This window comes from Bacillus mobilis (genome assembly GCF_001884045.1).
Taxonomy (GTDB): Bacteria; Bacillota; Bacilli; order Bacillales; family Bacillaceae_G; genus Bacillus_A; species Bacillus_A mobilis.
On the sequence record NZ_MACF01000046.1, the window covers coordinates 131,328 to 144,826 of the forward strand.

At 36.6% G+C, this 13,499-nt stretch carries 14 protein-coding genes; 13 read left to right on the forward strand and 1 reads right to left on the reverse strand.

The genetic code is table 11. From position 1 onward, the window contains the following. Positions 1-3: 3 nt before the first annotated feature. Positions 4-672, forward strand: coding sequence for a SpoIIIAH-like family protein (locus BAQ44_RS05770; RefSeq protein ID WP_071721185.1), 669 nt, complete (start codon positions 4-6; stop codon positions 670-672). Positions 673-771: 99 nt separating this feature from the next. Here the strand turns inward: BAQ44_RS05770 and BAQ44_RS05775 are convergent, their stop codons facing one another. Beyond that, a complete protein-coding gene (locus tag BAQ44_RS05775) occupies positions 772-966 on the reverse strand; it encodes a hypothetical protein (protein ID WP_033678013.1) in 195 nt (64 codons plus the stop codon). Positions 967-1,435: 469 nt separating this feature from the next. Between BAQ44_RS05775 and accB the strand changes: the two genes are divergently transcribed. From accB to recN, 12 genes are all read left to right on the forward strand, one after another. Continuing rightward, entirely contained in the window at positions 1,436-1,924 is a 489-nt protein-coding gene (accB, locus tag BAQ44_RS05780) for an acetyl-CoA carboxylase biotin carboxyl carrier protein (RefSeq protein WP_000472874.1), read from the forward strand. A gap of 16 nt (positions 1,925-1,940) precedes the next feature. After that, a complete protein-coding gene (gene accC, locus BAQ44_RS05785) occupies positions 1,941-3,293 on the forward strand; it encodes an acetyl-CoA carboxylase biotin carboxylase subunit (RefSeq protein WP_061677463.1) in 1,353 nt (450 codons plus the stop codon). A 22-nt stretch (positions 3,294-3,315) separates the two neighbouring features. Further along, positions 3,316-3,708, forward strand: coding sequence for an Asp23/Gls24 family envelope stress response protein (locus tag BAQ44_RS05790; RefSeq protein ID WP_000807630.1), 393 nt, complete (start codon positions 3,316-3,318; stop codon positions 3,706-3,708). Positions 3,709-4,055: 347 nt separating this feature from the next. After that, positions 4,056-4,448 carry a N utilization substance protein NusB gene (nusB, locus tag BAQ44_RS05795; RefSeq protein ID WP_000830249.1) on the forward strand — a complete coding sequence of 131 codons (393 nt, stop codon included), beginning with the start codon at positions 4,056-4,058 and terminating at the stop codon, positions 4,446-4,448. A 23-nt stretch (positions 4,449-4,471) separates the two neighbouring features. Next, positions 4,472-5,332 carry a bifunctional methylenetetrahydrofolate dehydrogenase/methenyltetrahydrofolate cyclohydrolase FolD gene (folD, locus tag BAQ44_RS05800; protein WP_071721187.1) on the forward strand — a complete coding sequence of 287 codons (861 nt, stop codon included), beginning with the start codon at positions 4,472-4,474 and terminating at the stop codon, positions 5,330-5,332. Positions 5,333-5,358: 26 nt separating this feature from the next. Then, positions 5,359-6,717 carry an exodeoxyribonuclease VII large subunit gene (gene xseA / locus BAQ44_RS05805; RefSeq protein WP_071721189.1) on the forward strand — a complete coding sequence of 453 codons (1,359 nt, stop codon included), beginning with the start codon at positions 5,359-5,361 and terminating at the stop codon, positions 6,715-6,717. Next, positions 6,707-6,937: an exodeoxyribonuclease VII small subunit gene (xseB, locus tag BAQ44_RS05810; RefSeq protein WP_000428423.1), complete on the forward strand. Its 231-nt coding sequence runs from the start codon at positions 6,707-6,709 to the stop codon at positions 6,935-6,937. Before xseA ends, xseB begins: the two co-directional genes overlap by 11 nt. Then, on the forward strand, positions 6,937-7,827 hold the full coding sequence (ispA, locus tag BAQ44_RS05815; protein ID WP_061677470.1) for a (2E,6E)-farnesyl diphosphate synthase: 891 nt from the start codon (positions 6,937-6,939) through the stop codon (positions 7,825-7,827). The genes xseB and ispA overlap by 1 nt, the downstream gene beginning before the upstream one ends. Before the next feature lie 302 nt (positions 7,828-8,129). Further along, on the forward strand, positions 8,130-10,022 hold the full coding sequence (gene dxs / locus BAQ44_RS05820) for a 1-deoxy-D-xylulose-5-phosphate synthase (RefSeq protein WP_063260840.1): 1,893 nt from the start codon (positions 8,130-8,132) through the stop codon (positions 10,020-10,022). A gap of 3 nt (positions 10,023-10,025) precedes the next feature. Then, complete coding sequence (locus BAQ44_RS05825) at positions 10,026-10,865, forward strand: TlyA family RNA methyltransferase (protein WP_063260841.1); 840 nt, start codon at positions 10,026-10,028, stop codon at positions 10,863-10,865. 142 nt (positions 10,866-11,007) lie between these two features. Beyond that, positions 11,008-11,457, forward strand: a complete 450-nt coding sequence (gene argR, locus BAQ44_RS05830) for an arginine repressor ArgR (RefSeq protein ID WP_001032581.1) — start codon at positions 11,008-11,010, stop codon at positions 11,455-11,457. 267 nt (positions 11,458-11,724) lie between these two features. Beyond that, complete coding sequence (gene recN / locus BAQ44_RS05835) at positions 11,725-13,464, forward strand: DNA repair protein RecN (RefSeq protein ID WP_063260842.1); 1,740 nt, start codon at positions 11,725-11,727, stop codon at positions 13,462-13,464. Positions 13,465-13,499: the final 35 nt, after the last annotated feature.

Sequence of the window (13,499 nt, forward strand, 5' to 3'; positions counted from 1 at the left end):
AAAGTGTTAAAAAAACAAACGGTTTGGCTATTAACGATGTTAAGTTTAGTTGTTGTACTATCTGTTTATTACGTAACAACTCCTGACAAAATGAATACTGCATCACCGGCAACAGGTGAAAAGATTGGACAAGAAAAACAAGGTACTGATAAAGCAGTAACAAATGAAGCACCGAAAGAAACGCCAAAAAAAGAAACTACAAGCAAAGAAACATCAAATAAAGAAACAAATAAAGAAACAAATAAAGAAACAGACAAAAAAGAGAGTGCTAACAAAGAAACAAGTAAAAAAGATGCTAACGTAACAGTTCAATCAAGCGATGAAAATTTCACAGCGTTACGTATGCAAATGGAAGATCAGCGAAGTGAAGAAAAATCAAGATTACAAGAAGTGATGAATTCAGCGAAATCTTCAGCAACAGAAAAGAGTAAAGCAAAAGATAATTTTGATGCAATTACTACAATGGAAACGAAGCAAGAACTACTTGAGACAGTAATTAAGTCTCAAGGTGGATATAAAGATGCTCTTGTAAGAGCTGATGGAACTGACATTAGAGTAACTGTGAAAGCAGCAAAGCATTCACAAAAAGAAGCGAATAAAATTATACAGCTTGTAAGAAGTGAAGGCGGATCAAAAGATGTAGGTGTGAAATTTGATCCACCAGCAAAATAAAAACTAATAATCCGCGGGGAAATCCTCCGCGGATTATTAGTTTTTACGAATCGGATTGTTTGAAAATAGTTAGATAAAAATAATAATAGAAAAAAGCTATCATTTTCGATAGCTTTTTTCTGTTTCGTCTTTGTAGTTGTTTTTACTATGTTCAACTCGGAACGGAGAAATACGTTGTGAGTAAAAGATTAGCGGTTCATGGTAACGATGGTTACTTTTTCCAGATTTGACGTGGATGAAGAGAACGAATGCCCAGACCATTACGGCAGGTAAGAAGAGAATGAGCCATATCATGTGTCCACACCTCGATACAATATATTTTCTACACTTTGAACATACTATTCTTATATGAAGGAATGATGAACGACGTGTAAACAAAAAAATAATATTTGGTAAAAATATGTTATTGACTATAGATGAGGTGAAGAGTGGAGCGGTAATGATACGTTTACCTTGTGGCATTTTGAAAAAGTAAGGAATGTTTTTTAGGAAGTGGTCTTGCCAATTTCGCATGAAACTTGGTATTATTACTAGGTAATAAATTTTTATTGAAATAATATTTTTACAGGAGTTTCGATTTATTATAAAGAAATATAAATTGGAATGTTTAAAAAATTTATCGTAAGATGGAAATAGCAATTATTTCTATTAGTAAATGAAATGCATTTTCTAATAGAGTACATCGTATTTTTACAGTCAATCTAGTTTTAGTGACGAGAATCTGTAAAAACGGGACAAACAAGAGTATGGGAGTGGATTTTGCATGTTTAAAATTCAAGAAGTTCGTGAATTAATTAAATTAATTGATAGCTCTAATATTGATGAATTTGAATACAAAAAAGATGGTACGACAATCAAAATGAAAAAGCGTGGTAATGAAGTTGTTGCTGTGCAAGCACCTGTAGCAAAACAAGTCGTGCAACCAGTAGCACCTGTTGAAGTTGAAACAACAGTAGCGGCAGCACAAGTGGAAGTACCAAAACAAGAAGAGAAAAAAGCTGTTCAAAATGAAAACCTACATAAAATTACATCACCAATGGTAGGTACATTCTATTCTTCTTCTTCGCCTGATACACCTGCATATGTAAGTGTAGGGGATAGAGTATCGAAAGATTCTATCGTATGCATTGTCGAGGCTATGAAATTATTTAACGAAATCGATGCTGATGTAGATGGTGAAATTGTTGAGATTCTTGTTAATAATGGCCAACTTGTGGAGTATGGACAACCGCTATTTCTTGTAAAAGCGTAATAAGGGAGTCTTTGTGATGATAAAAAAAGTATTAATAGCCAATCGTGGGGAAATTGCTGTACGAATTATTCGTGCTTGTAAAGAAATGGATATTGAAACAGTCGCAATTTATTCAGAAGCAGATAAAGAGTCACTTCACGTACAAATTGCTGATGAGGCGTATTGTGTAGGGCCAACGATTTCGAAAGAAAGCTATTTAAATTTGACGAACATTATTAGTGTTGCGAAGTTAACAGGCTGTGATGCTATTCATCCGGGATACGGATTTTTAGCAGAGAATGCAGATTTTGCAGAGCTATGCCGTGAATGTAACTTGATTTTTATCGGTCCAAGTCCAGAAGCTATTTCAAAGATGGGCACAAAAGACGTTGCTCGTGATACAATGAAAGAAGCAGGGGTTCCGATTGTACCAGGTTCACAAGGGATTATTAAAAATACCGAAGAAGCGATCGAGCTTGCTAATCAAATTGGATATCCAGTTATTATTAAAGCGACTGCAGGTGGCGGCGGAAAAGGTATTCGTGTCGCACGCCATGAAGAAGAGCTTGTAAAAGGAATTCAAATTACACAGCAAGAAGCTAGTACCGCTTTTGGGAACCCTGGTGTATACTTAGAAAAGTACGTTGAAGATTTCCGCCATGTTGAGATTCAAATAATGGCAGATACACACGGAAATGCCATTCATTTAGGAGAGCGTGATTGTACAATTCAGCGCCGCTTGCAAAAACTACTAGAAGAAAGTCCATCACCTGCACTTGATGAAAATGTTCGCAAGCAGATGGGTGAGGCGGCAGTTAAAGCAGCGGTAGCGGTTGATTATACAGGTGCTGGTACGGTTGAGTTTATTTATGAATATAGAACGAAAAGCTTTTATTTCATGGAGATGAATACGAGAATTCAAGTTGAGCATCCGGTTACTGAAATGGTAACAGGGATGGATTTAATTAAAGAACAAATTCGTGTTGCTTCTGGAGAAAAGTTATCGTTACAGCAAGAAGAAGTACAATTTAATGGTTGGGCAATTGAATGCCGAATTAATGCGGAAAACCCTGCCAAAAAATTTATGCCATCTCCAGGTAAAGTAGAAATGTACTTGCCACCAGGCGGATTTGGTATTCGCGTCGATTCAGCTGTATATCCGGGATATTCAATCCCACCTTTCTATGATTCGATGGTTGCTAAATTAATTGTTCACGGAAAAACACGTGAAGAGGCAATTGCAAAAATGAAGCGTGCACTCAGTGAGTTTGTCATTGAAGGCGTACATACAACAATCCCGTTCCATTTGCAATTGCTAGATCATCCTGATTTTGTAAAAGGTGAGTTTAATACGAAATTTTTGGAAGAGCATGAACTTGTGACGCAGTGATACATTAAAGGAGGTTTTTTTCATGGCTGAACATATGTTAGATATGGGTCAAGATACAACTCTTGGTAAAGTAGAAATTGCACCAGAAGTAATTGAAGTAATCGCAGGTATTGCAGCTGCTGAGGTAGAAGGTGTAGCGGCAATGCGTGGTAATTTTGCTACAGATGTTGTTGAGAAGTTAGGTAAGAAAAATCATGGTAAAGGTGTAAAGGTTGAATTAGCAAACGAAGATATTATTGTTGACCTTTATGTTGTGATGTACTTTGGCGTAGCAATTCCAGTTGTTGCACAAAAGATTCAAGACAACATTCGCCAGGCACTCTTTACAATGACAGGGCTTGAGCCAAAAGAAGTGAATGTTCACATCGTTGGCGTAACATTCGAAACACAAAAAACAGAAATCGAACCAGTGTAAGAATGAAAAAGGTGCCTAGTAACATAGGCACCTTTTTTATCGTTTCATTTCTTCACAAATTAAAACCCTCTAATTATTATACTATTTCAAAAAAAAAGAAATCAAAAAGGAAATGTTTCGTTTTTCCAAAAAACGTACATTGTGATAAGATATGGAACTTGAAGTTAATCTTTTTATTATTTTTCAGCCTTGTAACCCGTGTGTGAAACGATAAATTGTGTTATTATCATTGTATTATAAGGTTGGAAAATCAATGAAAACTGTAAGAGTAAGTGAATTGACGGCTTATAAATTATAATAATATAACAAAGCATAAGGAAAGACTTGAAGCATAAAGGAGAGTTACAATGAAACGTAGGACGGCTAGAGAAAGAGCGATGCAAGCATTATATCAAATGGATATTACAGGTGAATTAGAACCGAAAGTAGCTGTGGAAAACACGCTAGATGAAGGTGAAGAAACAAATGAATTTCTAGAATCACTTGTAGTAGGTTTTGTAGAAAATAAAGAAGTAATTGATGAAGCGATTCGTCAAAACTTAAAAAAATGGAAGCTGGAGCGTATTAGTATTGTTGATCGCAGTATTTTACGTGTAGCTGTGTATGAAATGAAATACATGGAAGAAATTCCACACAACGTAACAATTAACGAAGCAATTGAAATTGCTAAAACATTTGGGGATGAGGAATCTCGTCGTTTTATTAACGGCGTTTTATCTAATATAAAAGATACACTGTAATTTCTTTAAGGGGGAATCTTAAAATGGTAGCAGTAATCATCAAAGGAAATGAAGTTGCGGAGAAAAAACGAGCACAATTAACAGAAGAAGTTGTGAAGTTGAAAAAGCAAGGGATTGTACCAGGATTAGCAGTTATTCTAGTTGGAGAAGATCCAGCATCTCGTTCTTATGTAAAAGGAAAAGAAAAGGGCTGTGAACAAGTAGGAATCTATTCAGAGCTAATTGAACTTCCTGAAACAATTACTGAGGAGCGTTTGCTTGCTGAAATCGATCGCTTAAATAGCGATGACCGTATTAACGGCATATTAGTGCAATTACCTTTACCAAAACATATTGAAGAAAAAGCTATCATTGAAAGAATTTCACCAGAAAAAGATGTAGATGGATTTCACCCAATCAGTGTGGGACGTATGATGACGGGACAAGATACATTCCTTCCATGTACACCGCACGGTATTGTAGAATTAGTAAAAGAAACAAACCTTGATATTTCAGGAAAACATGTTGTAGTAATTGGAAGAAGTAATATTGTCGGCAAGCCAGTGGGACAATTGTTCTTAAATGAAAATGCAACTGTCACATACTGTCATTCTAAGACGCAAAATATGAAAGAGTTAACGAAGTTAGCTGATATTTTAATCGTAGCAGTTGGACGACCTAAGATGATAACAGCTGATTATATGAAAGAAGGAGCGGTTGTAATCGACGTTGGTGTAAACCGTTTAGAAACAGGCAAACTTTGTGGTGATGTTGATTTTGACAACGTGTTAGATGTTGCTGGTTACATTACACCTGTGCCAAAGGGTGTTGGTCCAATGACGATCACAATGCTTCTTCATAATACTGTTGAATCTGCTAAACGTGCAGGTGTCGTTTGTAAATAATTTGAGTCGGCTATGAGGAGAGAGAAATGGAGAAACAATATTTAACCGTTACAGCGTTAACACGCTATATAAAAACAAAAATAGAATATGATCCGCATTTGCAGTCTGTTTGGTTAAAAGGTGAAATTTCCAATTTTAAAAATCATAGTCGTGGTCATATGTATTTTACATTGAAAGATGAAAATGCAAGAATCGCAGCGGTTATGTTTGCGGGTCATAATCGTAATATTAAATTCAGACCTGAAAATGGGATGAAGGTACTTGTGAAAGGGAAAATTTCCGTTTACGAGGCGAGCGGTTCTTATCAAATTTATATTCAAGACATGCAGCCGGATGGAATCGGAAACCTGCATTTAGCTTACGAACAATTAAAGGTTCGTTTAGAGGAAGAAGGTTTATTTTCTCAAGTTTATAAAAAAACAATTCCTCCTTATGCTAAAACAATAGGTGTGATTACGTCGCCAACAGGAGCTGCGATTCGTGATATTATAACAACGATTAAACGTCGTTATCCAATTGGAAATATTATTGTGTTTCCAGTACTTGTACAGGGGGAGTCAGCGGCTCCCTCAATTGTACAAGCGATTCGTACAGCGAATGAAATGGGAGAGATAGATGTCCTAATCGTTGGGCGAGGGGGAGGCTCTATTGAGGAATTATGGGCGTTTAATGAAGAAATGGTTGCAAGGGCAATCTTTAAGAGTGAGATCCCTATTATTTCGGCAGTAGGCCATGAAACGGACTTTACAATTGCGGATTTTGTTGCCGATTTGCGTGCGCCAACACCGACTGCAGCAGCTGAGCTGGCAGCGCCTAACATTATAGAGTTACAAGAAAAGGTATTACAAAGAACTCTAAGATTGCAAAGAGCAATGAGAGAGTTAGTACATAAAAAAGAAGAAAAACTACAAGGATTGCAAAAATCTTATGCGTTCCGTTATCCAAGACAAGTATATGAGCAAAAAGAAGAGCAATTAGATAGAGCGTTAGAACAGCTTGTTTTAGCGAAAGAGCGCTATATTGATAAAAAGTTAAATCAGTTAAAACAACTTTCATTTTATTTAGAGAAGCACCACCCAGCTCAAAAAATTATGCAAACAAAGGTAGCGGTTGAAACATTGCAAAAGCAATTGCAACGTGAAATGCAAACATTACTTCAAACGAAAGAATTTGCCTTTGTAAGAGCAGCTCAAAAACTTGAAGCGTTAAGTCCGCTTAAAGTAATGATGAGAGGGTACGGGCTTGTATATGATGAAGAGAAGCAAGTGTTAAAAAGTGTGAAAGATGTCAGCCTTGGAGATGCTGTTTCAGTTCAATTACAAGATGGAATACTAGATTGTAGCGTATCAGGCATAGAGGAGCGTGAATTGAATAATGGAAAATAAATTAAGCTTTGAAGAGGCAATTTCGCAACTTGAGCATCTCGTTTCTAAGCTAGAGCAAGGTGACGTACCTTTAGAAGAAGCAATCTCTTATTTTAAAGAGGGTATGGAATTATCTAAGCTTTGTGATGAGAAGTTGAAGAACGTACAAGAACAAATGGCAGTTATTCTTGGGGAAGATGGAGAGCTTGAACCGTTTACTGCTTTAGGAGATGAAGCATAGTGACTGTTGCTTTTGATACTTTTTTGAAAGAAAGTAAAACTTTCGTAGAAGAGAAGCTTGTAAGCTATGCAAATGAATTACAATGTCCAAATGTACTTCGTGAAGCGATGGCATATTCTTTGGAAGCGGGTGGAAAGCGTCTCCGCCCGTTACTTTTATTTGCGACATTACAAGCGTTTGGTAAAGAAAGAAATCTTGGAGTAGGTGCAGCTTGTGCCCTTGAAATGATACATACATACTCGTTAGTTCATGATGATTTACCTTGTATGGATGATGATGATTTAAGAAGAGGGAAGCCCACAAATCATAAAGTATTTGGTGAAGCGATGGCAGTTTTAGCAGGCGATGGTTTGTTGACGTATGCTTTTCAAGTTATTATGGCATATGAACAAAAGGAAATCTCTGCAGAAAAAAAAGTAAGACTTGTACTTGAACTTGCAAAAGCGGCAGGACCAGAAGGAATGGTTGGCGGACAAGTGGCAGATATGGAAGCTGAAGGGAAACAGCTTACGATTGATGAGTTGGAGTATATTCATAAGCATAAGACTGGGAAACTACTTGAATTCGCTGTACTTGCCGGATCGATACTTTCTGATGCCACAGAAGAACAAGAAGAAAAATTACTTGCGTTTGCGAAATATATTGGCCTAGCGTTCCAAATTCGAGATGATATTCTAGATGTGGAAGGAACCGAAGAAGAGATTGGAAAACCGATTGGTAGTGATGTTTCCAACGAAAAGAGCACATATACGACGTTATTTACTCTAGATAGAGCAAAGGATATTTTAGAAGATACAATTGCAAAAGCAAAAGATGCTATTGGTTCCTTGCAATTACAAGATGAATATTTACTATCTATTTGCGATTTGATTGCAAAACGTAATAACTAATATAACAGCGTTTCCATTTGTTGAGTCATTCATCATTTTATGATATAAATGTAGGAAAAGGTTTTTCTTTTCTTGTTATTGGCAAAAATATATGTAGATTACATTGCCGTTATCACTTCGTGTTAGCGGCTATTTTTTTCATCGCCTAAAGAAATATGGTTTATAATAGGATTAGGGCGCAATAGACTGGTTAATTGCAGGACAAGGTGAAAAATAAAAAAAGATAATTTCTTGTTTTGTGTAAATGTTTTTTATAATATTTGACATGTTGACAGATTATGAAATGAAAGTGAGTGATCCATGTGGATCTAACGCAAATTCAAAACCCTAGTTTTTTGAAAGATATGTCTATCGGTGAACTAGAGGGATTGAGTGAGGATATTCGTAAATTTTTAATTGAAGAGCTCTCTCAAACAGGTGGACATATTGCACCTAATTTAGGTGTAGTAGAACTCACAATTGCTCTGCATAAATTATTTGATAGTCCGAAAGATAAATTTTTATGGGACGTAGGACATCAATCCTATGTACATAAAATTTTAACAGGACGTGCAAAGGAATTCGGTACATTAAGGCAATATCAGGGCCTATGTGGTTTCCCAAAACGTTGCGAGAGTGAGCACGATGTATGGGAAACTGGCCATAGCTCGACATCATTATCTGCTGCAATGGGAATGGCTCTAGCACGTGATTTAAAGAAAACGAAAGAATATGTTATACCAATCATTGGAGATGGTGCTCTAACAGGCGGAATGGCTTTAGAGGCATTGAACCATATTGGACATGAAAAAACAGACATGATTGTTATTTTGAATGATAATGAAATGTCAATTGCACCAAACGTTGGTGCGCTTCATAATGTGCTTGGACGTCTACGTACCGCAGGGAAATACCATTGGGTAAAAGATGAACTAGAGTATATATTAAAGAAAATCCCAGCAGTCGGTGGGAAAGTTGCTGCGACAGCAGAGAAAATAAAAGATAGTCTTAAATATTTACTAGTATCCGGTGTCTTTTTCGAAGAATTAGGCTTTACATATTTAGGTCCAGTTGATGGGCACGATTATGAAAAGTTATTCGAAACGTTGCAATATGCAAAGAAAACAAAAGGCCCAGTGCTTGTTCATGTTATTACGAAAAAAGGAAAAGGTTATAAGCCAGCTGAGAGTGATGTTATTGGAACTTGGCATGGAACAGGACCTTATAAAATTGAATCAGGTGACTTCGTTAAACCGAAAGAAGTTGCACCAGCATGGAGTGCTGTTGTTAGTGATACAGTACTTAAGCTAGCGAGAACGGATGAGCGTATCGTTGCAATTACACCTGCAATGCCTGTTGGATCGAAACTTGAGAAATTCCAAAAAGAATTCCCGGATCGTATGATTGATGTAGGTATTGCAGAACAGCATGCTACAACAATGGCAGCGGGTATGGCAACGCAAGGTATGAAGCCATTCTTAGCGATTTATTCAACATTCTTACAAAGAGCATATGACCAAGTTGTTCATGATATATGCCGCCAAAATTTAAATGTCTTTATCGGAATCGATCGCTCTGGTTTAGTAGGAGCAGATGGTGAAACGCATCAAGGTGTGTTTGACATTTCATTCTTACGTCATTTGCCGAATATGGTACTTATGATGCCGAAAGATGAAAATGAAGGGCAACATTTAGTATATACGGCGATGCAATATGAAGATGGACCAATCGCATTACGTTATGCGCGCGGTAATGGACTTGGTGTTCATATGGATGAAGAATTAAAGGCGATTCCAATCGGTTCATGGGAAACGTTAAAAGAAGGTACACAAGCGGCTATTTTAACATTTGGTACGACAATACCAATGGCAATGGAAGCGGCTGAGCGTCTTGAAAAGGCTGGAATTTCAGTGAAAGTAGTGAACGCTCGCTTTATTAAACCGATGGATGAAGCATATTTACATGACCTCTTAGGAAAAAATATACCGATTTTAACGATTGAAGAAGCTTGCTTAATCGGCGGTTTTGGAACGGGAGTAGTTGAATTTGCATCTGAGAACGGGTACCATAGTGCGTTAGTTGAAAGAATGGGTATTCCAGACCGTTTCATAGAGCACGGTAGTGTAACAAAATTATTAGAAGAAATTGGTTTAACGACAGATGCTGTTGTAGACCGTATTCATACAATGATTCCATCAAAACAAAAAAGGGCGTAACAAATGAGTGCAAAAAAAGAAAGAGTAGATGTACTATTAGTAGAGCGAGGACTTATAGAAACACGTGAGAAAGCAAAACGCGCCGTTATGGCCGGACTTGTATATGCGAATGAGATGAGACTTGATAAGCCAGGAGAGAAGATCCCACAAGATACGGAGATTACGGTGAAGGGACAAGTTATGCCGTATGTAAGCCGTGGTGGTTATAAACTTGAAAAGGCATTAGAGACATTTCATCTTGATTTACAAGATAAAGTTATGATAGATATTGGTTCATCAACTGGTGGCTTTACAGATTGTGCGCTTCAAAACGGAGCGAAATTATCTTATGCATTAGATGTAGGATACAATCAACTTGCATGGAAATTGCGTCAAGATGAGCGTGTTGTCGTAATGGAACGGACAAACTTCCGTTACGTGACACCAGCAGACTTAGACCGTGGTTTACCGCAATTTGCTAGTATCGATGTTTCATTTATATCATTAAAGCTCATACTGCCGGTTTTAAAAACAATGCTTATGCCTAATGGAGATGTAGCGGCGTTAATTAAACCACAGTTTGAAGCTGGAAGAGAGCAAGTTGGGAAAAAAGGTATCGTTCGTGATCGAAAAGTACATGAGGCTGTCGTGGAAATGATTGTCGACTTTGCTATAAAAGAAGGATACGACGTAGAAGGTTTAACATTCTCACCAATTACGGGCGGGGATGGTAATATTGAATTTTTAATTCATCTGAAATGGCATGGTGAACGCGAGAATGGCGAAAATCATTCTCCAGTTTCTGTTGAGCAAGTAGTTACAGAGGCGCATAATGTCCTAAAACAAAAAGGAAAAGGGGAATAACATATGTTGTTCCTCTTTTTGTTGTAATTGTATAATGATTGTAAAAACAATTGTGTACAAGCAACGAATTATAAGTTAACATAAATAAGTGAAGTATACCAATGTTTAAACTATGGTAAGAGATAGTGTGAGGTGCAAATGTATGAATAAAGGTCAGCGCCATATTAAAATCAGGGAAATTATTGCGAACAAAGAAATTGAAACACAAGATGAATTAGTTGATATTTTACGTAATGAGGGATTTAATGTAACGCAAGCAACAGTATCGCGCGATATTAAAGAACTGCACTTAGTGAAAGTGCCATTACATGATGGTCGCTATAAATATAGCTTGCCAGCAGATCAACGATTTAACCCGTTACAAAAATTAAAACGCAATCTAGTGGATTCATTTGTAAAATTAGACACGGCAGGACATATGCTTGTGCTAAAAACATTGCCTGGTAACGCTCATTCACTTGGAGCACTTATTGATCATTTAGAGTGGGATGAGATCATCGGAACCATCTGTGGTGATGATACTTGCTTAATTATTTGCCGTACACCTGAAGATACAGGTGTTGTCTCTGATCGTTTCTTAAATATGTTGTAACAAAAAAATCTTGTTTGCTTTCCTCTGTAAAGTGGAAAGTGAACAGGATATTTTTATTGGTTAAAAATGTGAATTCTTAATTGTAATATAATATTTTCTTTGAATAAAATTAGAAAATAGGTGGATTGACCCGTAAAACAAATGTTTGGTACAATGGAGCGGTTAGAAAAGTAATTTATACATACAAACATATAGTATGACTATTTGAATAAAGAACTGAGAAAAGCCCTTAATAGGGGATTAGTTTATAACGAGGTGAATGGGGCATTGTTATCGGAATTATCGATTAGAAACTTTGCTATTATCGAGGCATTAAATATTTCTTTTCAAAAAGGATTAACGGTTTTAAGTGGTGAAACAGGAGCCGGAAAATCGATTATTATTGATGCGATTAGTTTACTTGTAGGTGGCCGTGGTTCAGCGGAATTTGTTCGATACGGAACAGAAAAAGCTGAGATAGAAGGGTTATTTTATGTAGAAGATGATAAGCATCCGTGTATTGAAAAGGCAGAAGAATTGGATATAGAAATAGAAGACGGCATGATTATTTTGAAGCGTGATATCGCTGCAAACGGAAAAAGTGTATGTCGTGTAAATGGGAAACTGGTTACCCTTAGTATATTAAAGGAAATTGGAAAAACACTTGTTGATATTCATGGGCAGCACGAAACACAAGATTTAATGAATGAAGAGCGTCATATGTTTATGCTTGATCATTTTGATGGAGATCGCATTGTTAAACAATTGGGTATATATCAAAATGTATACGCTGACTATGAGAAGTTAAAAAAACAGTTAAAATCGTTAAGTGAAAATGAACAACAAATGGCGCATCGATTAGATTTAATTCAATTCCAGCATGAAGAAATCCGTAAGGCGGATTTAAAGATGGATGAAGAAAATGAATTAACTGAAGAACGATTGCAAATTTCTAATTTCGAAAAAATTTACAAAGCATTAGGCGATGCATATCGCTCATTAAGCGCTGACGGACAAGGGTTAGATAATATACGAAGCGCAATGGGACAAATGGAGAGTATTACACATTTAGATGAAGTATATCAAGAAAACCATGATTCAATTGCAAATAGCTACTACTTATTAGAAGAAGTTGCATATCAACTTAGAGAAAAGCTCGATATGATGGAATATGATCCGAATCGTTTAGACGAAATTGAAACGCGTTTAAATGAAATTCGTATGCTAAAGAGAAAATATGGAAATACTGTAGAAGAGATTTTAGCGTATGCTGATAAAATTGAACAAGAAATTTTTACGATTGAAAATAAAGACGTTCATATTGAAACGACGAAGAAGCAATTAAAGGAATTAGAAAGTGTTATTCTGAAAGAAGCAATGTCGTTAAGTAATATGCGTCATGAACTTGCAGAGCATCTTACAAATGCCATTCATCAGGAATTAAAAGAATTGTATATGGAAAAAACAAAATTTGAAGTAAGAATTATGAAGCGAGTAGGAAATGCTGAAGAGCCTCTTGTAGAGGGAGCACCGGTAAGACTTACGGCGGATGGCTACGATCATGTGGAATTTTATATTTCAACAAATCCAGGTGAGCCGCTAAAACCACTTTCAAAGGTCGCTTCTGGCGGAGAGTTATCTCGTATTATTTTAGCTTTAAAAAGCATTTTTTCTAAGCATCAAGGTGTTGCATCAGTTATCTTTGATGAAGTGGATACTGGTGTGAGTGGTCGAGTTGCACAGGCTATTGCGGAAAAAATTTATCGAGTATCAGTAAACTCGCAAGTACTTTGTATTACGCACTTACCTCAAGTGGCTTCAATGGCGGATTCGCATTTATTTATTCGAAAACAAGTAGCGAATGATCGAACAATTACATCAGTTACCGTTTTAACTATGGAGGATAAAGTAACGGAAATCGCTCGAATGATTTCTGGTGTGGAAATTACAGATTTAACGACAGAACATGCGAAAGAATTACTTACACAAGCGCATCATTTTAAACAGACAGCAGAGGCTATCCAGTAATGGATAGCTTTTTTTCTCAAATAATGATTTCTTAA